The organism is Sphingobacterium sp. UBA5789 (genome assembly GCF_002418355.1).
Lineage (GTDB): Bacteria > Bacteroidota > Bacteroidia > Sphingobacteriales > Sphingobacteriaceae > Sphingobacterium.
In genome coordinates, this window is the sequence record NZ_DIDX01000007.1 from 446,786 (window position 1) to 473,411 (window position 26,626).

Annotated in this window: 26 protein-coding genes and 4 tRNA genes; 13 read left to right on the top strand and 17 right to left on the bottom strand. The window is 37.9% G+C overall.

The window, feature by feature from the left end; all coding sequences use genetic code 11:
- Positions 1-288: 288 nt before the first annotated feature.
- Positions 289-1,380 (bottom strand): tRNA 2-thiouridine(34) synthase MnmA, encoded by a 1,092-nt coding sequence (mnmA, locus tag B4B65_RS19325; protein WP_293918026.1) that lies wholly within the window; start codon positions 1,378-1,380, stop codon positions 289-291.
- Between the two features lie 186 nt (positions 1,381-1,566).
- Between mnmA and B4B65_RS19330 the strand changes: the two genes are divergently transcribed.
- From B4B65_RS19330 to B4B65_RS19345, 4 genes are all read left to right on the top strand, one after another.
- Positions 1,567-1,639, top strand: a tRNA-Phe gene (locus tag B4B65_RS19330).
- Between the two features lie 45 nt (positions 1,640-1,684).
- Positions 1,685-1,757 (top strand) — tRNA-Phe (locus B4B65_RS19335).
- Positions 1,758-1,810: 53 nt separating this feature from the next.
- Positions 1,811-1,885: transfer RNA gene (locus B4B65_RS19340), tRNA-Val, on the top strand.
- Positions 1,886-1,911: 26 nt separating this feature from the next.
- Positions 1,912-2,310, top strand: coding sequence for an NUDIX hydrolase (locus B4B65_RS19345; protein ID WP_293918028.1), 399 nt, complete (start codon positions 1,912-1,914; stop codon positions 2,308-2,310).
- 2 nt (positions 2,311-2,312) lie between these two features.
- On the opposite strand, the gene B4B65_RS19350 is transcribed toward B4B65_RS19345, so the two are convergent.
- From B4B65_RS19350 to B4B65_RS19380, 7 genes are all read right to left on the bottom strand, one after another.
- Complete coding sequence (locus tag B4B65_RS19350; protein WP_293918030.1) at positions 2,313-3,260, bottom strand: exonuclease; 948 nt, start codon at positions 3,258-3,260, stop codon at positions 2,313-2,315.
- A 9-nt stretch (positions 3,261-3,269) separates the two neighbouring features.
- Positions 3,270-3,857 (bottom strand): dephospho-CoA kinase, encoded by a 588-nt coding sequence (gene coaE, locus B4B65_RS19355; RefSeq protein WP_293918032.1) that lies wholly within the window; start codon positions 3,855-3,857, stop codon positions 3,270-3,272.
- A 56-nt stretch (positions 3,858-3,913) separates the two neighbouring features.
- Complete coding sequence (locus B4B65_RS19360) at positions 3,914-4,741, bottom strand: hypothetical protein (RefSeq protein ID WP_293918034.1); 828 nt, start codon at positions 4,739-4,741, stop codon at positions 3,914-3,916.
- Positions 4,742-4,978: 237 nt separating this feature from the next.
- Positions 4,979-5,302 (bottom strand): preprotein translocase subunit YajC, encoded by a 324-nt coding sequence (gene yajC / locus B4B65_RS19365; RefSeq protein ID WP_293918036.1) that lies wholly within the window; start codon positions 5,300-5,302, stop codon positions 4,979-4,981.
- A 36-nt stretch (positions 5,303-5,338) separates the two neighbouring features.
- Positions 5,339-5,806: a DUF1573 domain-containing protein gene (locus tag B4B65_RS19370; protein WP_201678461.1), complete on the bottom strand. Its 468-nt coding sequence runs from the start codon at positions 5,804-5,806 to the stop codon at positions 5,339-5,341.
- A gap of 5 nt (positions 5,807-5,811) precedes the next feature.
- Positions 5,812-6,759 carry a transcription antitermination factor NusB gene (nusB, locus tag B4B65_RS19375; RefSeq protein ID WP_037460484.1) on the bottom strand — a complete coding sequence of 316 codons (948 nt, stop codon included), beginning with the start codon at positions 6,757-6,759 and terminating at the stop codon, positions 5,812-5,814.
- 54 nt (positions 6,760-6,813) lie between these two features.
- Complete coding sequence (locus tag B4B65_RS19380) at positions 6,814-7,887, bottom strand: Glu/Leu/Phe/Val family dehydrogenase (protein WP_115169363.1); 1,074 nt, start codon at positions 7,885-7,887, stop codon at positions 6,814-6,816.
- 169 nt (positions 7,888-8,056) lie between these two features.
- Between B4B65_RS19380 and B4B65_RS19385 the strand changes: the two genes are divergently transcribed.
- A complete protein-coding gene (locus B4B65_RS19385) occupies positions 8,057-9,832 on the top strand; it encodes an ABC transporter ATP-binding protein (protein WP_293918041.1) in 1,776 nt (591 codons plus the stop codon).
- Between the two features lie 402 nt (positions 9,833-10,234).
- Here the strand turns inward: B4B65_RS19385 and rpmA are convergent, their stop codons facing one another.
- The 3 genes from rpmA to B4B65_RS19400 form a co-directional block, all read right to left on the bottom strand.
- Positions 10,235-10,501, bottom strand: coding sequence for a 50S ribosomal protein L27 (gene rpmA / locus B4B65_RS19390; RefSeq protein ID WP_201678458.1), 267 nt, complete (start codon positions 10,499-10,501; stop codon positions 10,235-10,237).
- Between the two features lie 43 nt (positions 10,502-10,544).
- The gene (gene rplU, locus B4B65_RS19395; protein WP_293918044.1) at positions 10,545-10,856 is read right to left on the bottom strand and encodes a 50S ribosomal protein L21; all 312 of its coding nucleotides are present in this window, start codon (positions 10,854-10,856) and stop codon (positions 10,545-10,547) included.
- A gap of 88 nt (positions 10,857-10,944) precedes the next feature.
- Positions 10,945-12,990, bottom strand: a complete 2,046-nt coding sequence (locus tag B4B65_RS19400; protein WP_293918046.1) for a M13 family metallopeptidase — start codon at positions 12,988-12,990, stop codon at positions 10,945-10,947.
- Positions 12,991-13,130: 140 nt separating this feature from the next.
- On the opposite strand from B4B65_RS19400, the gene B4B65_RS19405 reads away from it, so the two are divergent.
- From B4B65_RS19405 to B4B65_RS19425, 5 genes are all read left to right on the top strand, one after another.
- A tRNA-Ser gene (locus B4B65_RS19405) sits at positions 13,131-13,215 on the top strand.
- A 97-nt stretch (positions 13,216-13,312) separates the two neighbouring features.
- Positions 13,313-14,098: a CPBP family intramembrane glutamic endopeptidase gene (locus B4B65_RS19410; RefSeq protein ID WP_293918048.1), complete on the top strand. Its 786-nt coding sequence runs from the start codon at positions 13,313-13,315 to the stop codon at positions 14,096-14,098.
- A 284-nt stretch (positions 14,099-14,382) separates the two neighbouring features.
- Entirely contained in the window at positions 14,383-15,024 is a 642-nt protein-coding gene (locus tag B4B65_RS19415; RefSeq protein WP_293918050.1) for a WG repeat-containing protein, read from the top strand.
- Between the two features lie 238 nt (positions 15,025-15,262).
- On the top strand, positions 15,263-16,447 hold the full coding sequence (locus tag B4B65_RS19420; protein ID WP_293918052.1) for a thiol-activated cytolysin family protein: 1,185 nt from the start codon (positions 15,263-15,265) through the stop codon (positions 16,445-16,447).
- 235 nt (positions 16,448-16,682) lie between these two features.
- The gene (locus B4B65_RS19425; RefSeq protein ID WP_293918054.1) at positions 16,683-17,927 is read left to right on the top strand and encodes a WG repeat-containing protein; all 1,245 of its coding nucleotides are present in this window, start codon (positions 16,683-16,685) and stop codon (positions 17,925-17,927) included.
- Positions 17,928-18,145: 218 nt separating this feature from the next.
- On the opposite strand, the gene B4B65_RS19430 is transcribed toward B4B65_RS19425, so the two are convergent.
- Positions 18,146-18,418 (bottom strand): hypothetical protein, encoded by a 273-nt coding sequence (locus tag B4B65_RS19430; protein ID WP_201678446.1) that lies wholly within the window; start codon positions 18,416-18,418, stop codon positions 18,146-18,148.
- Between the two features lie 189 nt (positions 18,419-18,607).
- Positions 18,608-20,191 carry a beta-N-acetylhexosaminidase gene (locus B4B65_RS19435; protein ID WP_293918056.1) on the bottom strand — a complete coding sequence of 528 codons (1,584 nt, stop codon included), beginning with the start codon at positions 20,189-20,191 and terminating at the stop codon, positions 18,608-18,610.
- A gap of 194 nt (positions 20,192-20,385) precedes the next feature.
- Here B4B65_RS19435 and B4B65_RS19440 point away from each other — a divergent pair, with 194 nt between their 5' ends.
- Entirely contained in the window at positions 20,386-20,958 is a 573-nt protein-coding gene (locus tag B4B65_RS19440; RefSeq protein ID WP_293918058.1) for an RNA polymerase sigma-70 factor, read from the top strand.
- 73 nt (positions 20,959-21,031) lie between these two features.
- Here B4B65_RS19440 and B4B65_RS19445 read toward each other — a convergent pair whose 3' ends face one another.
- Positions 21,032-21,400 (bottom strand): LytTR family DNA-binding domain-containing protein, encoded by a 369-nt coding sequence (locus B4B65_RS19445; protein WP_293918060.1) that lies wholly within the window; start codon positions 21,398-21,400, stop codon positions 21,032-21,034.
- A gap of 231 nt (positions 21,401-21,631) precedes the next feature.
- Positions 21,632-22,789 carry a FecR family protein gene (locus tag B4B65_RS19450; RefSeq protein ID WP_293918062.1) on the bottom strand — a complete coding sequence of 386 codons (1,158 nt, stop codon included), beginning with the start codon at positions 22,787-22,789 and terminating at the stop codon, positions 21,632-21,634.
- 399 nt (positions 22,790-23,188) lie between these two features.
- Here B4B65_RS19450 and B4B65_RS19455 point away from each other — a divergent pair, with 399 nt between their 5' ends.
- Both B4B65_RS19455 and B4B65_RS19460 read left to right on the top strand, forming a co-directional pair.
- The gene (locus B4B65_RS19455; protein WP_293918064.1) at positions 23,189-23,800 is read left to right on the top strand and encodes an RNA polymerase sigma factor; all 612 of its coding nucleotides are present in this window, start codon (positions 23,189-23,191) and stop codon (positions 23,798-23,800) included.
- 387 nt (positions 23,801-24,187) lie between these two features.
- Positions 24,188-24,838, top strand: a complete 651-nt coding sequence (locus B4B65_RS19460) for a response regulator transcription factor (protein WP_293918066.1) — start codon at positions 24,188-24,190, stop codon at positions 24,836-24,838.
- A 123-nt stretch (positions 24,839-24,961) separates the two neighbouring features.
- Here the strand turns inward: B4B65_RS19460 and B4B65_RS19465 are convergent, their stop codons facing one another.
- Complete coding sequence (locus B4B65_RS19465; RefSeq protein WP_201678440.1) at positions 24,962-25,336, bottom strand: hypothetical protein; 375 nt, start codon at positions 25,334-25,336, stop codon at positions 24,962-24,964.
- An 80-nt stretch (positions 25,337-25,416) separates the two neighbouring features.
- Positions 25,417-26,526 carry a helix-turn-helix domain-containing protein gene (locus B4B65_RS19470; protein ID WP_293918069.1) on the bottom strand — a complete coding sequence of 370 codons (1,110 nt, stop codon included), beginning with the start codon at positions 26,524-26,526 and terminating at the stop codon, positions 25,417-25,419.
- Positions 26,527-26,626: the final 100 nt, after the last annotated feature.

The following is a 26,626-nucleotide window of genomic DNA, read 5'->3' on the forward strand; positions in this document are numbered from 1 at the left end:
CAATAAATCCGAATAACCTGATTTCCTTCGACTTCCTCATCATCTGTACTATAGATGCAGGAAAGCTAAAAATTCCATAAATAGTGATTATTGAGTACCCACTACGATTGTAAGGGAGGAATAGACCCGGAGGGGAAGCAAACTGATGTGCCAATAGCTATGGAATCAGCTATATGGCTTTATTTTCGATATGTTATTGTTGCAGTTAATGAAGAAAGTAACTAATGAGAAAAAAGAGAGGTCGCCAAAACTCATGTTATCGGACAACCTCTTTTTCTTCTGTACATATTATTTCATTAAAAATCCGCCACCGATCAGATCGTTTCCTTCGTAGAATACGGCTGATTGTCCGGGAGCGATTCCCTTTACATGATGTTCAAAATCCACTTTCATAATATCACCCTGTTGCGTAATAGTAGACAATGCACCGGAATCCTTGTAGCGTATTTTTGTCACAGCTTCCATCGGCTCGGAAAGACTGGCATATTTCACCAGATTAATATTACGAACATAAGCTTCCGCTCTTTCCAGTTCATGCTCTTCTCCGAGCATCACAGAGTTACTTTCAGGTAAGATCTCAATCACAAACATTGGTTTTCCCAATGCTATTCCAAGACCTTTACGCTGTCCGATTGTAAAATACGGATAACCGATATGCTGACCTACAACAGTACCGTCAGAAAGGATAAAATTACCCGGACCTACCTTTTCATCCAGATCAGGCATTTTATGTCTTAGAAATGCTCTGTAGTCGTTATCCGGCACAAAACAGATCTCATAGCTCTCTGACTTATTCGCCAGCTCCATTTGTCCCATATCCGCAGCCATCTGACGGATTTCCTTTTTAGTAAAACTTCCCAACGGAAACTGAGTACGTGCCAGATTCTCCTGTGTCACTCCCCACAATACATAGGATTGATCCTTATTCTCGTCTCTCCCTTTGGATATCACATGACGCCCGTTTTCATGCAGGCGGATATTAGCATAATGTCCGGTAGCGATAAATTCGCAATCCAGTTTATTTGCACGCTTGATCAGCGCTTCCCACTTGATATGTGTATTACACAATACACAAGGGTTTGGCGTACGACCTGCAATATATTCATCTACAAAATTGTCGATTACATAATCTCCGAATTCATCCCGGATATCTAATATAAAATGTGGAAATCCATAGTTTACAGCCAGTGCACGTGCATCATTGATGCTATCCAGACTGCAGCAACCTGTCTCCTTGGATGAACCGCCTGAAGATGCATAATCCCAGGTCTTCATCGTGATCCCTATTACTTCATATCCTTGTTCGTGGAGCATTACGGCTGCGACCGAACTATCCACTCCACCGCTCATTGCTACTAGTACTCTTCCTCTTTTACTCATTTTAACGTATTGAAGTGCAAAGATAAGGCTTATTTCAATTGCAGCGTGTTTATTTGGTGTAATTTTATCTTAATCAAAATCAATGCTTTGTCGATTATATGTAAAATAATTGAACCAAAAAGTTTCGGAATTCAAAAAAAGAACATACATTTGCAACGCAAAGAAAAATTATTCTCTGCTGCAAAAGGTGCCATAGCTCAGTTGGTAGAGCAAAGGACTGAAAATCCTTGTGTCGCTGGTTCGAATCCAGCTGGCACCACCTTAAAATCTGACAAGAAACAGATTCAAATAAAAATCTTGGTAAGGTGCCATAGCTCAGTTGGTAGAGCAAAGGACTGAAAATCCTTGTGTCGCTGGTTCGAATCCAGCTGGCACCACACACCTGAAAAGCTTCGGAACTATCCGGAGCTTTTTTTAAAATGTTCCAATTGGGAAATTAGCTCAGCTGGTTTAGAGCACTACCTCGACAAGGTAGGGGTCACTGGTTCGAACCCAGTATTTCCCACATTCTTTTCTTAACTTCACCCTTACATGACAGAAATAGACAAAGTTGCCCTGATATATATTCAGGATCGCAGGATTCTGACCGCACGTTCAAAAGGAAAAGACAAATATTATATTCCTGGAGGTAAACGGGAAGCCGGAGAGGATGATACCGCAACACTTATACGGGAAATAAAAGAAGAGCTTGATGTTGACATCATCCCTTCTTCTATCCGGTTTTGTGGCATTTTCAAAGCACAGGCCGACAGCCACCCTGAAGGGAAAATAGTCCGGATGACTTGTTATTCCGCCTTGTTTGAAGGGGAATTATCGCCTATGAGTGAAATAGAAGAGCTCTCTTTTATGTCTTCCGCAGATGCAAAAAAGTGTTCAGCTGTAGATGAGATCATCTTCAGACATTTGCTGGATGAAGGGTTGATTGACTAATCTTAAAGAATATCCCTGACATCCAGATTAGTTCCGTAATATTCTTTAAGTAGTCTGCCGTCTCCGTGTATGGTCCATATCTGAAGGGGCTGCACCTGATCTACGTAATCCAGAATATCCTGCCAGTCTACATGATCCGAAATATACAATTCTATATCATTGTGCTGCTGCAAACGCTTCCATCCTGAAGCAAATGCCCGTTGCACCTTAGTGGCTCTGAAATAGCTGTTAAAAGTCATCGGAGGTACTAAATAAACCTTATCCGGCTCCCCCTGTTTCATGACCTGCCTGTTGTAAGGCTCATACTTCATAGGGAAATTACCCAACTGATCGTAGATGCGATGGAAGGGCAATATATTATGATGCACGAGTACATGCCGTTCGGGGCAATGCTGATTTAAGAGTGCTGTAATCCGCTGTGCTTTACCCAGAGCATAACACCCCAATAAAATATTAAAAGGACGATCCTTGAGCTTCAGAATCTCCGCCACTGCATCCGGATGACTCACTTCCGGATTAGCAAAGGTACTTTCCGTAATCAGCACATCAGCTTTTACAATATGTACAGGCTCACATGTAGGATCCGAATCGATTTTATAATCTCCTGTGTAGAGGTAACGAATACCTTTATACTCCATCAGTATCTGTGCAGAGCCCAGAATATGCCCCGCAGGGATAAAGGTCAGCACGACTTCAGCAATGTTAAACGATTCTTCAAATCTTTTTACAAGGAAGGTATTGAGAGGTTGCTTACTGTATCGGTACTGCATAAAAGCTGCAGTAGCTTCAGTAGCTATAATCTGCGCATGTCCTTTGGTCGCATGATCACCATGTGCATGTGACACTACGTCTATACGTACAGGCTCTAAAGCGTCAATATAAAAATCTCCGTAACGGCAATAATATCCTTCTGGTCTCCGAACTAAAAAATCGGCCAGTATATCGGGCATAATTTGAATTTAAAATGTTAAAAATTGTTGATGCAAATGCAGTACCTGTGGTAAAAGAGGCTGTATACCATCGTTGATTACGATAAAATCTGCTAATTCAGATTTTTCTTTGTCACTCATCTGCTTACTTATTCTGTCCCTTACTTTCGCCTCATCGGTATGATCACGGGCAACGACACGGGCTATACGGATATCTTCGGGAGCTGTAACCAGTATGGTATAATCAAGCTGACGGTAAGAACCTGTTTCAAAAAGCAAGGCAGCTTCTTTTAAAGAATATGCAGCTGTCTGCTTTTCCGACCACTCCTCCCCTGCACGAATCACAGCAGGATGCACAATACCGTTCAGTAGTTTCAACTGAGCCTCATCTCCAAATACTTTTGAAGAGAGAAAAGCTCTGTTTAAAGAACCGTCTTCAAAATAGGTTTCGTTTCCAAAAGTCTTTTTCAATGCAGCCTTTACCTCTTCGCTTTTGATCATAATATCTTTAGCTTCCTGGTCAGCATTGTAAACAGGTACTCCCAATACTTTAAAAATATTACAGATAATACTTTTACCGGCACCGATACCTCCTGTGATTCCTATTTTCAATCCCATATCACTATCTTAATCTGCTTGTTTGTTATGTTTTAATATTCCTGTAGCAGGACTATTTATTTACGAATGAAAAAGTCTACATTCTGAGGTTCTACACTCACGACCTTACAATAAGGCGGTATCTTGGTCAGAATGACAGGAAGGTTAGGAACTCTGTTTTCTTCCCAGTCTTCTATATCTACTACTGCTTCAAAGTCCCGTTGCGTCCATTTATTATAGTCTTTAAGCGAGACAAGGATAATTACTTTAACCTTAGTAGGTAATGTTCTTACGGAAGTATACTTCTCGGCATTTTCGACCTTGATCGGAAGTTCCATTACTTTCTCTGTCAGCTCTCCCACCGGGATGGTCACTTCCGCATAGGCAGGATATACATTGATATTTGCTTTTTGATTACGATCCAGATACGCCATTGTACGGATATCGGCATTGATTCCCGTTCCCCGGATAGTGTCGGTTTCCCAGGACTCAATATTAGCCACATCTTCCAGAGGGCCTGTTATCGTGACGTATTCAGGCAAACTCCTGGTATCACCGATAATACCGTACTGCTTTGCAAAATCCACACTGTATACCGCTTTAATCGGCACCTTGCGCTGTGTTTGTTTAGAAAAATCGAAATATAACGTATCCGGACTTACGGATACCACATGCTTATCACTTGGAAATTGCCTGTTGATGAAACCAATCTGATTGGAGAACACGATCCAGTTGCGATTTTTCAGTCCGCTCAGATCTACCTGAATATTAGCCGTGTCCTGTCTGAAGCGTGAAAGCAGCAGTTTCCAGCCACTCATTTCGACCTTTAGACTGACCGTGTCAGACTGCAGCGGATGAAAGGCTTTATTGTCCGGAAGATTCACGTACTGAATTCCGGCCTTCATAGAATAAACGTATTTATTGGAAATGGCAAATAAAGTCCACGCAATAAAAGAAATCAGAATACATCTTAAGAAGATGGAAATTTTTCTTTTTTGGGATTTATTAAAACGTCTTAAAGCCATATGTCACAAACTTAAGCATTTTTCACCTTTGATCAGAAGATGAACAGTATTCTTCACAAAAAAGCCGCCAAATTAATATTTAGCGGCTTCCTCATCAAAGAACACTTTCGTGACTTCTTATTTTTCTTTATTAGCATCATTAGCTGCTTTGGAAGCATCCAATGCAATTGCTGATTTATCAAAACGGATCTTAACTCCTGAACCTACATCAACAAGGAAAGTAGTTTCACTTACTTCCACGATACGTCCATGAATACCAGCAGTAGTTACGACTTTAGTATTGACACCTAACTCTTCAATATATTTCTTGTGATCTTTTTGTTTCTTCATCTGTGGTCTGATCATAAAGAAATAGAAAACCACGATGATTAAAATCATTGGAAGGAATGTCATAAAACCACCGCCTGATCCACCGGCTTGTAAGAATATTGTACTTATCATTTTTGTGTGTTATTTATTTTTATTTCTGTTCTAAAATTAATTAGCTTTTTGCACTTCACCTCTTAACTGTACTGTAGAGATGCCGTTGGTTGCATTAGACATGACCGTCACGATCTTCTGCTGTTTACCAACCTGACCTTTACTGTCAAAGGCAACTTTTACTTCACCTTTCTTACCCGGCAATACAGGTGACTTGGAGTAGTTAGGTGTAGTACATCCACAGGATGCATTTACCTCAGAAAGAATAACCGGAGCCTCACCTACATTGGTAAATGTAAATGTATGCTGTACGATTTCCCCTTCTTTAACCTGACCAAAGTCGAATGCGGTTTCTTCAAATTCAATTTTACCCAATGCTTCCTGTCCCTTTTGCTGCGTTGTATCTCCGGCAACACTATCACCCTGTGCTGCCTTTGCAACGTTTGTTTTAGTACTGTTACCACAGGCGCTTACCAGACAAGCCATTGACAATATACCTGCAAAAGCTAATTTGTTAATTTTCATTTGTATTAATCTTTTAATCCACGACCTTGTTTACGGATCCGTCCCTGCTGGTTCAGATCAGCCAATATTTTGTCTAAGATACCATTAATAAATGTATTACTTTTCAGTGTACTGAAAACTTTTGACAATTCTATGTATTCATTGATGGTTACTTTCACCGGAATAGACGAAAAATTGATCAGTTCACAGATCGCCATACGCATCAGAATAGTATCCAGCAATGCTATACGATCAGCTTCCCAGTTTTTGGTTTTAGCAGCGATCAGACTTTGATATTCTTCTCCGTAACGGATTGTATTTGCCAGCAGATCCAACACAAACTCTCTGTCATCAAGCCAGTTTTGTGTCAATTCCGCCAGTTTATTCTGTTGTGGAATCTCACTGCTGAAATTTTTAAAAGTCTTGGCGATCAAAGCCTGCAGTACTTCTTTGTCAACCGGCCAGTTGATGAATTTATCCTCAAAGGTCTGCTCAATATTAGGCGACTTCAGAATAATCTTCTTAAAGATATGTTTGATAATATCTTTTTCAGTAGCAATAGAGCGGTCTTCCGACTGCAGATATTCCAGATAGATATCCGATTCCTTGAGCTGAGCAAAGATAGAGCGTACAATCTCGGGGTCAAAGCTCCAGTCCACCTTATACTTCTTGACACCTTCCAGATAATCTCTGTTTTGTCTCAAGGATTCGATGAACGTATTGTTGTTCAGTCGTGTCGTCAATGACAAATCCTTTTCCGTAGGCAAGAATTTATTCGCACGGCCTTCGGCATCGATAAGTACATACTCGGAAACCTCATCCAAAAGATTCAGCGTCCAGATGTACATTTCATACACCTCATCCACACTTTTTAAAAGTGCCTTTTCATAATTTTTGACCTGCTTGTCCGATGACAAACTGTATGCATACAATGTCTGCATCACTTTCACCCGTAGGTGTCTTCTATTTAACATAATTTATAAAGAACGATTTTTAATATAAGAACGATTGTAAATTTTCAGAAAACACTAACGCTTGATTTTCTTTACATCAGCGATACGTTGCTCGGCAATCTGATTTGCAGCGACCAGCGTAGTTATACTTTCTTCTCTTGATTTTTGAATCACCTCTCTGGTGATGGTATATATATTACGGATCAATGATTCAGTACGCTCCGAACCATATCCTTCTAATTCTGAATAACAGCTGATCAAAGCTCCTGAATTGATCAGAAAATCCGGCACATACAAGATATCATGCTCTTTCAGCATACGAGTCGTTTCCTGCTCGTTTTTCAGCTGATTATTTGCAGATCCTGCAATTATCTTACAACGCATACGCGGAACAGTTTCTGTATTGACAGTACCGCCTAATGCACATGGTGCATAGACATCCACATCCATTTCAAAACTTGTAGAATCAGTGATAGGTTCTGCTTTATACTTTGCCGCAATTTTCATTTTGCGTTCTTCAGTCATATCACTGACATACACACGTGCATTTTCGTTTCTCAGCATAGCCACCAAATGCTCTCCCACACTACCGACTCCCTGTACAGCTACCTTACGGCCAGCAAGACTATCGTCACCGTAAAGCTCTTTTATAGCCGCTTTGATTCCGTAAAAAACTCCTCTTGCAGCAAAAATTGTTGTATCTCCTCCCCCGTTCAATGACTCCGGGAGACCAGCTACATAGTTTGTTTCGGTGTGAATATATTCCAGATCTTTTTGAGTAGTACCGACATCGATAGATGCGATAAAGTTACCATTCAGTCCTTCGACAAACTGCCCCAGTCTTCTCAACAGGATCTCAGTCTTGTCTGTACGGTGATTACCAATGATAATGGCACTTCCTCCGCCGAGGTTCAGGCCAGCTACAGCAGCTTTGTAAGTGATCGCTTTTGATAAGCGAAGCGCATCTTCTATGGCTTCTTCAGTCGTATTGTAAGGAAGCATTCTAACTCCGCCTATCGCTGGTCCAAGGGTGGTATCATGGATAGCCACGATAGCTTTCAGACCGACTGCCTCATCATTACAGAACAATAAATTTTGATGGCCAAACTGACCCATCATTTCAAATAGCGACGCATTACTATTTTGCATAACAGATAACTCTTAAATATAGTTAAAATCAACTTTTACAAAAGTAGAAAAATAATTACACTCCACTGGATAAAAAAGCCAAATAAATGCGTTGTATCAATTAATGACAGTAATAAAACTATAGGTTCGCCAAGTTTATTGAATAATACTGTATTTTTGTTCCTGAACTATGAAGGAGCTCGCTTACCTCAATAAATATTTTTACAAATATCGCTGGAAACTTATTCCGGGAACTTTGTTTGTTATTATTTCGAATTACTTCGGTATCCTGCCGGCAAAAGTGATTCGTGTAGCCTTTGATCTCGTCAAAGAAAATATTGATCTGTTTCGTCTGTACGAAGGTTTTGACAGACAGGAGATCGTCTATCAGGTGTTCGGCAGCAGCCTTTTATTTTTCGGTTGTATAGTATTGATCCTTGCTATACTAAGAGGAATTTTCCTTTTTATGATGCGCCAAACGCTGATTCTGACGTCCAGACATATTGAGTACGATCTCAAAAATGAAATATACCAGCATTATCAAAAGCTCGATTTTGCATTTTTCAGAAGAAACAATACCGGAGACCTTATGAACCGGGCTACGGAAGATGTCAATCAGGTAAGAAACTACCTCGGCCCCGGCATTATGTATGCGATCAATACAGTTGTGCTATCCATCATGATTATCTACGCCATGTATGATGTCAACCCTACATTAGCGACCTATTCCTTGCTGCCCATACCGATTTTATCTGTTATTATCCTTGTCATTAATAAAATTATCAATCGCCGGAGTGAGCGGATTCAAAGACAATTATCCCAGCTCTCTTCTTTTGTACAGGAGACTTTTTCAGGTATACGGGTAATTAAGACGTATAACCGTGAGCAGGATAAAATGAAATCTTTTGCGAAGGAAAGTAATGTGTACAGAGACACTTCTCTGGCTTTGGTAAGGATTCAGGCTATCTTCTTTCCTTTGATCGTATTTCTGATCGGATTAAGTACCATTATTACTGTATATATAGGCGGACTGGAAGTAAATAAAGGAACTATTACAGCTGGTAATATCGCTGAATTTATTATTTATGTCAACCAGCTTACCTTCCCCGCTATGTCTTTAGCCTGGGTAACTTCACTGGTACAACGTGCAGCAGCATCTCAAAAAAGGATCAATGAATTTCTAAAGACAGAGTCTGATATTAAACAAGGTCCGGTTGAAAAAACACTGGCGGGAGATATAACCGTTAAAAATATCAGCTTTACGTTTCCGGAGACAGGTATCAAAGCCATAGACAATGTTTCTTTTACGCTCTCTGCCGGTAAGACGCTGGCCATCATTGGCAAAACCGGTTCGGGCAAATCTACTCTGGCAAACCTGTTGATGCGTATGTTTGATACCGATGCGGGAACCATTACTTATGACGGAACGGATATCAGGGCGTTCGATTTTGAAAATCTGCGTTCACAGATCGGTTACGTACCACAGGAAGTCTTTTTATTTTCAGATACGATTGCCAACAACATCGCTTTTGGCCTTGATACATTTACAACAGATCAGGTCGAACAGGCCGCTAAGGATGCTGCTGTATACGATAATATCATCGCTTTTGAAGAGGGATTTGAAACCTCAATAGGTGAACGTGGTATTACCTTATCCGGAGGCCAGAAACAACGTGTCTCCATAGCACGGGCATTAGTAAAAGAACCCAAAATTCTGATTTTTGATGATTGTCTGTCAGCAGTTGACACCAAGACAGAAGAGCAGATACTGAATAACCTGAGCCGCATTATGAAAGGAAAATCTTCTATTTTTATTGCGCACCGTATCTCAACTATCAAAAATGCGGATCATATCCTTGTACTGGATCAGGGACGCATTGTGGAACAGGGTTCACATGGGGAACTGATGGCTATGGGTGGAGAATACTACGAATTGCATGAGAAACAGCTTCTGGAAGCAATATAGTCTGACAGCTTCCCCGGATTATCAGATCTGCGGAAAGCAATAAAACCGCAATACGTCAACAGGCAACTGCATTTCTGTTTAATCTTACTATAAGTACGGCTTAGATTGCATCATTCATTCATTGGCTTTCACAGCAGAGTAAATATCTGTAAGGAAGCTCTCTCATGGCTCATCACTATATATTGTATCACTACAGCATTTATTTCTTTGTACACAAAAGGACTATGAATGGTTCTTTATGCAGGAATGCTGAGAACACTTCCTTGAAAAAAAGTAAAATCAAGAATACCATCATCACCTCGAATATTGAAAGTTAAAACAGAACGTCTTTTTCTTATCATAAAGCACAAAAAAAAGCCTTTCGGAATTCCGAAAGGCTTTTTAATGATTTTAGGCGAAGCCTTATGCTTTCTCTTCTGCAGGAATTACAGAAACATAAGATTTGTTATTTGCTTTTTTACGGAAAACTACTTTTCCATCTACTAAAGCAAACAATGTATGGTCTTTACCAATACCTACGTTCAAATCAGGGTTGTGTTGAGTACCGCGTTGGCGAACGATAATGTTACCAGCGATAGCAGCCTGACCACCAAAAATTTTGATACCTAAACGTTTACTATGTGACTCACGGCCGTTCTTCGAACTACCCGCACCTTTTTTATGTGCCATTTCTTTATCTTAATTTAAGACTAATGTCTGATTAAAAATTCAATTATAATGTAATATCTGTGATCAAGATCTTAGTGAACTGTTGACGGTGTCCGTTTTTCTTTTTGTAACCTTTACGGCGTTTTTTCTTGAAAACGATCACTTTTTCACCTTTCAAATGAGACAAAATTTTAGCTGAAATCTTAGCTCCTTCTACACTTGGTGTACCAATTGAGAATTTACCTGCATTTTCTGCTAACAATACATTGTCAAATTCAATACTAGCGCCTTCATCTCCTTGTAAACGGTGCACAAAAAGATACTGGTCTTTTACAACCTTGAATTGCTGTCCTGCTATATTTACTATTGCGTACATTGTTAATAAATTATTTATGTTTCTATTTAATGAAGGGCAAAAGTATAAACTTTTTCCCAATTTTCAAACATCTTTTATTAAAATTTCTCTACCACACTCTTACTCTGTTCTCAGGCAACACATAACTCTTGGCATTCGGCTGTATATCAAAGGCTTTATAAAAAGCTTCCATATTGTACAGCGGACCGTTTACTCTGAATTCTTCAGGACTATGCGGATCCATTTTCAGACGGAGACGCATTGTTTCGTCACGTGTTTTAATCCGCCATACCTGTGCAAATGCCAGGAAGAAGCGCTGATCAGGCGTAAAGCCATCTATTTTATCAGTGGTTTGCCCTTGTTTAGTCAGCTTGAAAGCATCAAATGCAATACTCAGACCACCGATGTCTGCAAGATTTTCACCCAGCGTAAGCTCTCCGTTGACATGCTGGTTGTCCAGTAATGTAAATCCACTGTACAGATCGGCTACTTTTTTGGCTTTCACATTAAACTGGTCTGCGTCCGCTTTAGTCCACCAGTCATTCAGATTACCGTCTTTATCGTACTGCCTTCCCTGATCATCAAAGCCATGTGTCATTTCATGACCTATAACTGCTCCGATGGCTCCGTAATTGATAGCATCGTCTGCATGGAAATCAAAGAACGGAAATTGAAGAATTCCGGCAGGAAAAACAATTTCATTATATGGCGGATTATAATAGGCATTCACCGTAGGCGGAGTCATCAACCATTCCGTCTTGTCTACCGGCTTACCCATTTTATTTACCATTTCCTTGTATGCATGGCGTTCTGCAGATTGGAGATTAGCGTAGTAAGTATCTTTGCTGATCTCTACATCACTGTAATCTTTCCATTTATCCGGATAACCAATCTTTTTTGTAAATGCTTCCAGTTTTTCGATAGCTTTCTTTTTAGTTTCCGGAGTCATCCAGTCCAGCTTTTCAATACGAGTGCGGTAAACTTTCTGAAGGTTATCCACAAGGGTCATCATACGCTCTTTGGCTTCCTTCTTAAAGTATTTCTCGGCATACAGTTTTCCAACGATTTCACCCAGACTTTCATCAGCAGCACTTACCATTAGCTTCCAGCGTTCCTTCTGTTCTTTCTGTCCATTAAGTACTTTACCGAAGAAATCAAATTTGGCATCTCTGAAGCTTTTTGGCAATGCGCTGGCGGCATCATTAAGTGCGTCCAATTTTAGTTTCTGTTTCCATACATCTAAAGGTTCTGACTTCAAAAGCGTATTGAGTGCTACGTAATACTTAGGCTGCTGAACGAGTAAGGTATCCGTTTTAATAGACAGACGGGACAAAATATCCTGCCAGTTGAGGTTTGGAGTCTGTTTTTGAAAAGCGGCTACAGCAAATTTGTTATAATTCTTTACCGGATCCCTCAGTTCTACAGGGGTGAGATGGGACTTAGCGATAGCTGTTTCCAGCTTTATAATATTATCCGCATACAGCTGAGCCGATTTCTCTTCACCGCTTAGCGTAAATAATTTTACAATATAGGCTTTATAGGATTCCAGTATTTTTTTTGACTTTTCATCTTTATCCAGATAATAGCTCGCCTGCGGAAGGTTTAATCCTCCCTGCACGAAAGTAGCGGCATTTTTATTGGAAATCCTGTCATCCGAAGCTACATAAAAGTGAAACAGATCTCCGTTTCCTTCTTTAAAACCATCTGCACTGAATGCAATGAGTTCATTGATATCTTTCAGCGCATTGATCTTGCTGATCAAAGGTTCAACAGGCTTTGTACCCAGCTTTTCAATAGCCAGGGTATCCATTCCGCTGGCATAGAAGTCTCCGGCTTTTTGCGCATCTGAGCCTTTGGCGCTGTTTGCTTTAGCAGCTTCTTCCAGTATAAGATGCAGTTTGGCTGTATTCTCATCCTGCAGGACATAGAAAGATCCCCAACCTGTTTCTGAAGCAGGAATTTCTGTTTTCTTAAGCCACCCTCCATTGGCATATAAGAAGAAATTGTCTCCCGGACTAATGGTTGTATCCATACCGCTGACATCGAAAAAATTAGTTCTTACCTCTTCAGATGTAGACGTACTGTTGTTGGATTGGCAGGAGCCAAGCACAGCTAGTGCCGGCAATACCGCCCATAATTTGTTTTTGGTAATCATATGATGTGATTTAACAAAAATAAAGGTAGTGATAATTAACAAGTTGCCGCAAATGTTATCTTTTCTTTTATATTTTTATACGGATTATGCAGAAATGTTTTGGTTTATTGCCGGAAGATATTAATTTTGTGGCTCCTAACGGAGAGGTGTCAGAGTGGTCGATCGAGCACGCTTGGAAAGCGTGTGTACCGCAAGGTACCGCGGGTTCGAATCCCGCCCTCTCCGCAAAACCTTCATCTTTCGATGAAGGTTTTTTTTATGCATTGCACTTGCTATTTTCAGCAAGCAATTCACTAACTTCATGTAAAATAACCAATTAGAAATGAAGAAAGTATCCGGCTACCTGAAGGTAATTATTTTTTATCTCTTCACATTGCTCGTCTTTATCGGCTCTTCCGCCCTTACAAAGCAAAGCTCCTTACCGGATTTATTGTCTTTAATCACTGCACCTATATTTACTTTTATTTTGATTTACTGGTTTGTACGAAGTGACAAAAGTGTACTTTCCAAAAACGGGTTAGGCTTTGATGAAAAGAGTCCGGTAAGGTTTGTATCCGGATTTGGTATTGGCGTGATTATGGTGCTGCTGATGACTATAATTACCATCACATTCAGCGATGTTACTTTTACCCGATCTCAAACATTTAATCCTAATATTCTATCCCTGAATATCCCCCTGTTTCTTTTTGTTGCTTTTCGTGAAGAGCTAGTCTTCAGAACATATATGCTTTGGAAATTAAAGACAATGACCGGATCTGTGGTTGCCATGATTATCGTCACTGTTATTTTTAGTATTGAACATCTGTTAGGCGGATATTCTGTTGTAAATGCATTTCTGGGATCTGGACTGGGCGCAATCCTGTTTGGGTTTGCTACCTTGAGAACAGGAAACATTGCACTCTCTATCGGAATTCATTTTGCCTGGAACCTAACACATTGGCTGTTTGGATTCAAGGGTAACACCGGATTTTTAACAGAAACAGTACACAAAGGAACCGAACAACAGGTTGAAACAATTGCATTTATCGGGTATATAGCAGCAATGATAATGGGAATATGTATAGTTTATGTATTCTTTAAGCCACAAAAGAACAGGGAGTATAATTAAGAGGTAAGATATAGATAAGAATTTACAGATTGATTCTATCCTCTGGAAAACTCAATTAAGCTATTTATTTTCTTCGCAACAGTACTGTTGGTCGGCATCACACAATTTATTAAAAATGACAAAAGAAAGTAAGTACAGTAAATGATGCCTTAATTACTTTGATTATTCCTTTACGAAGGCATCTCTTTAATCACAAAAAATACTCCTTTAGACGTATTGCAGTGTAAAACTTATGCATCTAACTTTGTTGAAAAACTGATAAGCCCATATTTAACCACCCACTTATGAAAAAGCTAATTACAACACTACTCTTTGGTCTTCTCTGCGTATCGTTATATGCACAGGATTTGGAACCCTTAAAAGACGAAAATGATAAAATCGCTTTCTTTGATGAAAATGAAAAAGCCGTCACTCCATTCAAATATGATGGCGTAGGATATTCCGGAGACGGCTATTACGGAGTAAAAGCTAATAGAAAATGGGGATTTATCAATGAAAAAGGAAAAGAGGTTATTCCCTTGATCTATGATGATATAATGGGTTTCAACGAAGGCTTCGCACCCGTAGGACGAAATGGAAAATGGGGAGTGATAAATAAAAAAGGACAAGAAATTATTCCTACAAAATATGACAATATACCTCGTATATATGAAGGACTTGCACAAGTTGAAATAAACGATAAATGTGGTTTTCTGGACAAGACAGGAAAAGAGATTATTCCCTTAAAATATGACCTGGCTTCTGATTTTCAAAATGGATATGCTCGTGTAAGACTGAATGATAAGTGGGGACTAATTGACAAAAAGGGTAATGAAATCATTCCTCTGAAATACGATGACGTATCCGGATTCGAAAATGGTAAAGCTGAAGTCGTAGAAAATGGCAGGAAGTTCCACATAGACAAATCGGGAAAAGAGGTGAAATAGGAGTTCTCCAAAAGAATCCTTTATTGTCATTATTCCATCAACGGTACAGTTACAATCAATAAAATAATAAAAATGCAGTATCTAAATTGGATACTGCATTTTTATTTCCTTCCATTTGTTACAAAAAATCAGACCTATAAGTTATTTAATAATTTATTAATCAATAAATATTAAAAACATTCCCTATATGTAATTTTTTTATTCTATTTTTATATAAGATTCTCACTATATCTATGTTATGATTAAATTACACTCTTACCTTATTTTGTATTTGACTGTTCTCACTGTAGTATCATGCAAAAAAAATGGTATCGACGAACCAAAACCACCAATAATAGAGCAGCAGGCACGTTCAAAAAAAGAGATTGTTGATTCTCTGAAAACTGACCTTGTAAAAAAGGGGTATTCCATATCCAGTCAGGTTATCAATCAAGACAGTACAAAAGTAAATTTCCGGGTTTCCCGTGCGAATAGTATAAAAGAATTCGGTGTTTTTGAACCCGGGGGTAGCTCAGACCAAAAGACATATCCGGATCTGTATACAGGCAGTGTTTTCAATGGAAATGTATTCGTAAAAGATGGTGTATATTCTACGGGATTACCCCTTGAAGGAAAAACGTTACCTCTCAATCAGGATATTGTAATTGTCGGAAAGGATAAAGTCAAGATAGCTGAAGCAAAGCAGTTGGAACTCCGAAATTCCAGTCTCAAACAGTTTCAATCTGATATATTGAGACAAATCGGTGAACCCGGTATAAATCAGCATGTAGGGGATGTATCCCTCAAAACCGGATTCTTCTCCAGTTTTACTGATGTAAAAGACTCTGTATTCTTTAACAGATCTAACATGTATTTGGACAGCTTTAAACCGGGTGTAGGATTACTGGAATACGCTCCGGATAATACACCCGTACCGGGAAAAGGTGTTTTTGCGTTCTTCAGACAAGACTATTACAGTATACAAATAGATAAAACAAAGGCCGGATGGAAATTCTTAGAAGAAGAGTTAAGTAATGCTTTACAAGTGGAGCGCATGCCAATTTTTATAAATTCCATAACTTATGGACGATATGGATTTGTAACCATAGAAGGTAACCAGTCACAAGAAATAATGGCAATGCTAAATAAGGCTATTGCTAATTTTGACAGTTTATCTGAATTTGAACGTACTATTTTAAGCAAGTCCACTATACGCTGTTACTTTTTTGGAACGCCTGAAGACTGGAGATTCAGTCAATTGCTTCAGTCATCCTTAGGAAGATTACAGTTGTTTACTGAAATCATGAATCAAAAGACCTACAAATTCAGACCATTTGGAGATGCTCCAACATTCTATTCCTTTTCTTCTGTGAAAGACAATTCAGCATTTATGGGTTCTACTTTAGAAAGAGATATGGAATTTGACCTGAAGGATATTTTATAGGCTTGCTGTTTTAGCCGATAGCGAGGTTAAACTTGTATTAAAAATTAAGTCAGGGCGCTGTATTATTCTTAAATGCAGCGCCCTGACTATTATAATAAAAACCAATCATCAATTTGTTATTCCTGGAAAAGCTGCATATATCTACTTTAGAAGATAAATCTTTATAAAGTGTTTGAATGTTAGTTTTGAGAAAAAGTCATTTTGGTAGGAATAAATAATATTTTTAAATTAGATCATGACTAAAAACAGCTATTTGTTATTATTTATATATTGTTTATTTATTAATTATGGTTGTTCGCAAGCTAAAAAGAACGACATCGAACAAACCAGAGCTGAACTAGAGGAGTATATCGGGGAATCTGAAAATATGATCGATTTAGCACAGCTGGAGTTTAGTGTAAAACCTGTACAAGCAAATTCGAACAAAGCTTTTGACGAAAAAGACGAGCATAATTTTACAGATCAACAAACACAATATCTTTCGATAGATGATTTCCTTTCGACAGTAAATAAAGATTTTTTCATGACGACTGAAGTCGGAAAGCCAAAGAGTTTTGTCTCAATTTCACTTAATCTATTGGAAGCAAATGAATTGTTAGGATTAGGAGATGGTGTGGATGAAGTTTATGCAGTGGCGCCTCAGTTTAAACCAAGTATATTACATTTCTGGGATGGAACTTCAGCAGATGCTAAGTATAAAGCAGATAAAAATGTAGAAGAATTAGAGTATAACCATTTTCTGGTAGATGCTATAAAACCTATACGCTCTGTTGATTTTGATGTTGAGTTCAGGCATCATATTTCTACTTCTTATCGATTGGATAGCTCACATCCAAAAGTAAAAATTGGGAACGATTGGATAGAAATGAAAAACAACGCTGAAGGCGAGGTAAAATTGAGCTATCCAAAATCTTTGTCAGAGAAGCTTAACGATGTACAGGGTTTTTATAAGAACGATAGGGCATTTAAGAAATCAGGAAGTAGTTCCTACAGTATTTCATCTGCAGAAACTATAATATGGTTAGAAAAATCACTACCTGTTTATAAAGAAGCAATTGCGTTAATTGATCAGCAAAAATTAAAGTCAGATCAGGAAGTTGACGCCTTTTTAAAAAGTAAACTACCTAAAAAGCCTGCTGAAGATGCTCAAATGGAGTTTGCAAAATATTATTTCTCAGGACCTGTAAACTATATAATGGTGTATGTGAAAAATGACAAACCGCAGCACGTCACTAAAAAAGTAAACGTTAAATTGCTAAAAGAAATAGAAGCAATTGGTAAAGAGGGTTATTTCACAGCCGTTGACGGAGCCGAAGAATTGAAGGGCATAGTCAATGTAAATGGTGATTGGATTATCAATCCTATTTACGATGATATTAAAGCGATGGGTGAAGAGAAATTTAGCGTAAGAGAAGGCAGGATTGGCACACCGAAAAAATTAGATGCCAAGAACAAGAAATTCATTGATTTACTACCTTAAAAATTTAACAGGACATCTGTTATTTCCAAATTGAGCTTGTCAAAGTCTTCCGAATACTTTGACAAGCTCAATGAAACAAAGCCGTGCTAATTTATACGATTTAGTTTTCTAATGATGTGACCATAGCTTTAATGGGGAGTATAAACAAAAAGCACAGCCGCTATATTTCACATAGATACAGCTCCAGGACTATTTAAAAAAACCAATCATCAAATCTGTTATTCTTCGAAGAGCTCTACTTCCGCGTTCTCTTCATTTATAAGAATAACATTTCCTGTAAATTTATTGTCTTCCCATACTTCAGCCAGATACTTATTATCCAGATAGGCGGGCATATCCCCACCTTCTTCCGTGTTGCTATGAACATACACCAGCTTAGCAGTATCTACACGTTTTAATTTAGCCAGAAACTTCAGGTGTTCACTCTTTAGGGTAATGTTCACCAATTTCTTAGTGTCAAAAGCCTGATCTTTAAATATTACAATACTCATAATTTCATGTATTTAGTATATTTCTTTTTGATCACTCTATATCATCTTCCGTTTCCGATCGTGAATATTGAAAAGGGCATATTCAAGGGAATGATGTTACACAATATAACAATTTCTGATGGGTTTATTTTCATAAGCAGGAAATTATTTCAGATCATCCTCCGCATTAAGTTCTTTTATATGAAAATCTTACTTATTAAAATTTATCCCATTCTTATTCCATCGGTTGTAGAAATAGGGTAAAGATTGCTGAAAGCGTTCATAATCCTTATTTTCAACTTTAGTCCACCCAACCTCAGCATAGGCGGCTATACGCGGAAATGTTTGCTTATACATATTGTTTAGATCAGATATCCATTCTCCCCACATCTGACATCCCAGACCTAATATCTTAGCATGGTATTGTTTATCCAGCCCCTCAGGAACAGGGTCAAAGCTATAAGCTTTTTCCAGAGAAATATCACTGTAATCCAGATAAGTAGCTTCATGATAGGAATTAACAATGTCATACCCATTGCGAGCTGCATCTTTCATCATATCGACATTACCTTTCCAAAACTGAATAATAGCTGATTTTGAAAGTTTACCCGTCACAGGCGGAGCATCCTGATTATAGTCATGTAATTTTGCACCCATAATATCATTCCATCCCATCATACGCTTATTATTTTTTTCCAGAAAATTGGAAATATCATTGGTAAACAGGAGCTGAAGATCGGCAGGCGAAGTCAATGCATGCTCTTTCATGTATGCCTGTACTTCGGGAGATTTGTTCCAATGATCATATTTCACCTCATCTCCTCCGATATGAATTACCGCAGAAGGGAACATATCTATTACTTCTTTCAGTACATCGTGAAGAAATTCTATAACCTTTGGATCTGTCACATCAAATATGTCGTATTTGACACCAAAACTTGTGGGAACTTTTATAGGAAGTTTTGTAACGCCCAGCCACGGATAGGAAGCTATTGCGGCACTGGCATGTCCGGGCATCTCTATTTCCGGCATAATGTTGATATGACGTTCTTTGGCATAGGCTACAATTTCTTTTATATCTGCACGGGTGTAATGACCTTCTAATGGTTTTCCATCATACTTCGTACTGTTCCATCCTCCTATTTGTGTTGAATCCCGTCTTCCACCAATTTTCGTGAGGTTCGGATATTTTTCTATGGCCAGTCGCCAGCCCTGATCTTCAGTCAGATGCCAGTGAAAAACATTCATTTTCAGTGCAGCCATTTCATCCAGGAGCTTTTTTACCACAGCTTTGCCTTTGTATGCACGGCCTTCATCCAGCATATAGCTCCGCCATGAAAACCGTGGTATATCACTGATGAGTACAAAGCCAACTCTGGCTACACCGGTTTCCTTTTTCACTAACTGTCTTAAAGTCTGGATGCCGTAAAAAATACCTGTTGAAGAAGGAGCTTCAATCAAAACACCTTTATCATCGACTTGCAGACGATAACCCTCAATACCCAAATCATGCTGTAATGTTTGATTAAGTAACAACCGAATACCTGCACGTTTCGCTGATGTGACTTTGGATACTTTCACCCCCTGCTCCTCTTCTAAAATCTTTGCTAAGCTGGAAATCTCATTATCCAAACTCCTATTCGCATAAATACCAATATTGTTATTAATTAAATATTCACCCTGCCTTTGTGATACAGAAGAAGGTCTCGGTATCACATCGATAGCCTTCGCATTTAAAGATAATACAAAGACTGCCACACAGATACAGCATACTACTTTACAAATTCTACTCATATAGTTATTATTTAGATTTTAATATAATCAGAACCTTTAAGCTCATAAAACTTTTTGCAATTATTTGCAAAACTTAAGCACACTTCTTAACTTAGACAATAATCACACTAAGAAAACAACAGCTTTCTTAACAAACGAATATAACCATTAATCTAAACAACAGCAAATCACCAATTGCTGCAATTATATTGATCATGAAACCTTATCCTACTCTTTCGGACAAAGAGTTAATTATATTGACAAAAAAAGATAATCAGCATGCTTTTTCGACTCTGTATAGCCGGTATAAACTGATTCTGTCGGTACATGCATATCAGAAAACAGGAGATTTGGAGCAAGCTAAAGATCTGGTTCAGGAGCTGTTTACAAATCTATGGGACCGACGTAATACATTACCGGATATTATAAATGTTCAGGGATATCTGCATACCATTCTCCGTAATCGTATACTGGATTATATAGCACGTCTTCGCGTAGAAAGTAAATATGTAGATTCACTTCAGGAATTTATAAATACAGGGCAATATGTGACGGATCAACATGTAGCAGAGACAGAATTTACACGATTTATTGAACAAACAGTCCATGCATTTCCTCCTAAAATGCGCAAAGTGTATATCATGAGCAGACACACACCCAAAAGCCACAGAGAGATTGCTGAAGAATTGGGTATTTCAGAATTTACTGTAAAAAACCATATAAAAGCAGCACTGAAAATTATCAGAAGTAAATTAGATCATTTGCTGACGATTTTGTTATTTATCTAACAGCAGTCCTCCTCTTAAAAAATTCGAAGCATTATACACTTTTAATCAATAATCTAAACACACTCTTCTCCTACTATAATGACCGGATACGGGCAGCATTACTGCTAAATATACATTCTACATCTTTAATCAACTGAAAAGCAGCTACACTAAACTCCAGACGAATACCACTTTCCAGCTCTAATTGTTTCTCTCTGTTATGGATACATTTTAAATATTTAAGATTTACAACTACTGATCTGCTCACCCTTATAAAGTAAGGATGAGAAAGTTCCTCCAGAACAGTTTTAATATTTTTTTTGATAATATATACTTTCTGATTTGCCTTGATCAACTCCGTATATGCTCCTGTGGAAATACAGTGTGTTATATCCGCTGCAGAGATCACAATCGTTACATCTCTTTCTTTAATCAGATACCTGAAAGATTCTATATTATCCATATCATTTGAATACGTTTATTACTGTTCCTTTTCTTAACAACATCATTTATTTTTGTTAACAAAAGATCCTCTTCATCTTTGATTTGTAAAAATAAAAATGGTCCCTTTGGAACCATTTTTCACCACCCATTTATGTGACATATTCAGGAAAATTCCATTTCCAAAGAATGTTCAATAATTTAAATTCAGCACGCAACAACTTTCTTCCCAAAAAAAAGTTGATAAAAATGACTACGTATGTCGACCTGTAACGTATATTTTACGACCCTTGACCTTGAATTTCACCTCTCCTGTAAGTGTCATGATTTCCAGGATATCCTGAACATTGCTAAATCGTGACAACGTACCGGAGAATACCTTACCCTCCATATCTCCTTCATACACTACCTCTACATCATACCATCTGGAGATTTTGCGCATTACACTTTCAATATGCTCCGCATTGAAGTTAAAATATCCCTGTTGCCAGGCTAATGCTTCATCCGGATCAAAGTTTTTTATTTCTGTTTTATCCGTACTCTTATTATAAACCGAACTCAGTCCGGGTTTAAGAACCAGTTGTTTACCCTTAATTTCAACTTGTACTTTACCCTCTATCAGCGAAGTCTGCGCAAACGATTCATCGGAATAAGCAAAAACATTAAACCGGGTGCCCAAGACCGTAATCTTCTGATCATCAACCTGCACAACAAAGTGCTTACCATTTTGCTTTTTAACCTCAAAATAAACCTCTCCGCTGATCTCCACCTTGCGCTCTGACCCGACAAAAGCTGTAGGATATCTTATTGAAGAAGCAGCATTAAGCCAGGCCATTGTTCCATCAGGTAACCGAAGTTGAAACTGCCCTCCCTTTGGTGTCCGTAAAGTATGATAACTAACAGCAGAAGTGGTCTTAACGTCCCCATCGTTATATTCCAATTTACCATTGCCCACCTTTGTCGCCACAAACTTTCCATTTTCATTGATCTCACCTGAAACTGTATTTTCCAGATCAACTTGTGTACCGTCTTCCAGGATAAGTATTGCCTTATCACCCCCCGGAGTAATACTGTTTTTAGTTAGGGTTGATGCAGATCTGACAGGCTCACTGTTTTTTTGCATCATCCATACTGCTCCCATAATAATTAATATAACAGCAGCAGCAACAGCCGATTTAAGCCAGAAGTAATTACTGTATCTTGTTTTTGAATTTTCATTCATCTCAGATAACAACCTTTTATAGATACGACTCTTTACTTCGTCAGCATCTCCCATTATCGTTTTATCCCATGGAATATCTACAAATTGAAAGTTATCTTTGTAGGTCTCCAATTGTTGCAGTTCTTCCTTGCTGCAATTACCACTTGTATATTTTTCATACAGCTGTATATATTGTTCCTTAGATAGCATTGCTTTTCATATGAGGTTTAATAACCAGATAGAGCCTTTTTTAATCTTACACACACATAAATATTTGATTTATTTTTTTAATCTTTCAAAAAAGGCTGAAATATGTTTGCTTATAGCTTCACCTGTGATAAACAAAGCCCGTTGTAAACAACGGGCTGAGCGTCCTAAGGACTTAGATAGTTAGTGTTCAGATTCTTATGTTATATAAAGCAGATCCAAGTCTGCCATGTTTGATAATCTCTGCACTATGTGTAATTAAATAGAGACAATTTTAAGCACACACACACATAGATATTTAATTTTATTTCCAATTTTATTTCATTTTCTAAATTTTAGCTATATTTACAATAGTCTCATTTTAAAAATTATCACATCCAAGAATTATAGTTGTCAGTGCGTATGGAGTCAGGGAAGAAGTCATCAATTAATAATCTAACAAAGACCGATCAGGAGCTCTGGTTTTCCATCCAGACACAAGACTGTCAATCTTCTTTTGCTTTACTTTTTGATAGATATTGGTCTTTATTATTTCGGACTGCTTTTTCTTACCTGAAAGACAAGGAACAAAGTGAAGAGATAACACATGACATTTTTTTTAATATCTGGAATAAGCGTCATCAATTGCAGATTACATCATTTCCTGCCTATCTGCATGCTTCTGCCAGATACCATGTATATAAATACATAAGAAATAAAGAAAAATCCCGGTTACAGTTTACGGATGACTTGTCTGCTATCAGCCATGACACAAACTATAATATAGCAATTGATAAATTAGAATCTGAAGAACTGGACATTACCTTACGCAATATCCTGTCAAAACTTCCAAAAAGATGTCAGGAGATATTTATCATGAGTCGATTCGAAAACCTTAAGAATGAGGAAATTGCAGAAAAACTACAAATTTCTCAAAGAACTGTTGAAAATCAAATCACCATCGCATTGCGTCATATCAGAGAGCATTTGCATAAAGCCATTATTGCCTTGCTGGTTCTGCTGAACCATTTGTAAATCAGAAAGCATTCAGACTCCAAATTTTGAAAATTAATTAAATAAATAGTTTTATTATAAACAGAACCAATTCTATACGAGCCTCCTCTTGTTTTTATTCAATAAATTCTGTAATGTTGCATAAATAATTCTCTCACACTAACGGAGAAACATATTCTTAATAATAAACAATAAAAACACTAATGTTTAACAACTTTAGGAGATAGTGTTATGCTCTTCTTTAACTGTAAGCAATGGTCTGTGCTGATTTTTAAATTAAAAACAGAACAACACCTGAGCTCCGGCAATGAATGGTGTACATATACTCATATAGTTAATTCATTTACGCTTTTATAGTTTTCACATTAGGCATATGGCAAACAGAATAATTTCAAAATATGTTAACAAATGTCAACAAGGAATATATTAATTGCTGATAGTCATCCTGTTGCAAGATTAGGTCTTTCAACACTTTTAGAGCAATTTCTCAATGATATCGATATTTATATAGCTGGTAATTTTGAAGAATTGCAATCCATGCTTCTTGTCGTTAAATACGATCTTCTTATTATGGAAATCGAATTGCCGAATTGTGATTGGGTATCTATAATTGATCAGATTCTGGATATACAAAATGACCTTAAGATTATTCTTTTAAGTAAGAAGGATATAAAATTTCTGACTTCATCAAATTCTATTAAAAAGACATTCGGGTATGTATGTAAAGATCAATCTATAGAGCATATACGAGATGTCATACAAACCGTATTATCAGGAGCCAAACATTTTAGAAAAGAGAAAAGCAACAAGCGGTTTACTTTAAAAGAATCAAATAACGATACAAAATCTATTAGTATAATACTGTCTCCCCGCGAGCTGGAGGTTTCTTTTTTACTGGTAAGAGGATCGAGTATAAAGGACATAGCACAATTGCTGAACTTAAGCAAAACAGCTGTGAGCACCTATAAAATCCGGTTGTTCAAAAAACTTGGAATCAAAAACATAGCTCAATTATACAACTTGCTCAATGATAAACAACAGCCAAGCTTTTATAACTGAGATTCATTATTATACAAAAAGCCCCGTCACCGGGGAGATGCAGGGCTTTTTAACCAATTATTAACCTAAATTATGAGTTAGATATTATTCAATATGCGTGCCAAAGTTACTCAGCAGCTGCAATTATTCTGTTACATTACTTCGTTTTCCTGCTTCCAATAACGGAATATTAGCTTCTGTAGGTACATAAATAATCTGACTAATGGTTCCGGCTTTCAGGGCTTCTCCAAATGCTCCAATAAATTCCTGCTTACGATACTCGGGATATTTTTGAGCAGCCTCCCCCATGATTTTAATTGCTTCCGCCTGTAAAACAGCAGCTTCCTTTTCAGCTCTGGCCTGCTCAATCAGTATCTGACGGGATTGAGTGGCCTCTGCCAGTCGTGCTTTACCGGCCATTTCCTGCTGCCATACAGAATACTTGGGTAACCCAAACATCAATCCTACAATTACTGCAATAGCTACTACTGCAAGTAATATTAAACCTTGTATTTTCATATGTATATAATTTTCAGATTTTTCAGTTCATAAGTTAATGAACAAAAATAAGGACACAGATTGGAATTAACTATCTGTTTTTAATTCAATTTCCGCATACGGGTATTATCCGGTTCCGGTTTAAAGGCACCGGCAATTCTTGATTGCCTGTATTCCAATGGAGTACACCCCCGGATCAGATTAAAATTGCGGTAAAAAGAAGCTTTTGAATTGAAACCACATCTCTCAACCAGATTATCTACATTATCTGTAAAATCCTGATTTTCAAGAATTCGGCATGCATATTCGATCCGGAGCAAATTAATGTGTTTGTTAAAATTACTTTTAAAATATCGGGCAAAAACCTGAGAAAGGTGATGCTTAGGAATCCGGGTATGACTGGATAATACATCCAGACTAAAGGTATTGTCCAGATACTTTTCCGTATTCAGATATCTTGTTATCTTTATTGCATAGGCCTCCATCTGCGAACTGTCCAGAGATGAACTTTTATAACTGGGATACTTCTCTTCTGTTATTTCATTATCTGTACCAACACTCTCCAGGAAAAGTAATTTGAAATAATACAAGTATAGAAAAATGACCGTGATAAGTACAGGTACAAACAACAAGAAATTAGATAGATTGGTAAGCAGCATTTTGGACTCCTCATCTGCATCAAAAACATCAATTACCAGAACTGTTAATGAAGACAATCCTCCTGCCGTGGCAATCCAGTATAATCCCCTGGAACGATAATGTTGACTATCCTGATGCAAAGCCATATGAATCCATATGGCGATAGAATAGACAAGCCATGAGCACGCCACAATATAATCATGCAGATCATAAAATAGAGTGAGGTATGTTTTTTCAGAATCAAATACAATGATAAAATAAAAAACACAGGCTAATCCAAATGGAATAAAATGAAAGAGATACCGGTAGGATAATTTTCTCGTATCCGAAATGACGCATATCAGATATAACAGCGGTCCATACAAAAACTCAAATGGGGCGATTTTGAACATGAGTACATTATCGACAGATGTACTTCTGAATATTGAATTGTGTATTACATGAATCCCTGCTACGATCAACAGCCCTACTCCTACCCAGTCGAATGCTCTACGCTCTTTCAAAGAGTAGATAAGATGCAGGGAGAGCAGACAAGCTGTCATCAACAGGGTATAAACAATATAAATCATCATGCCCATAACAAGAATTGATTGCGTATATCCGAATGACAAATCCTAAATGTATGCTTCAGACACGGCCCTACTGCATAAGGCGACGTATTTTCCTCGCTTG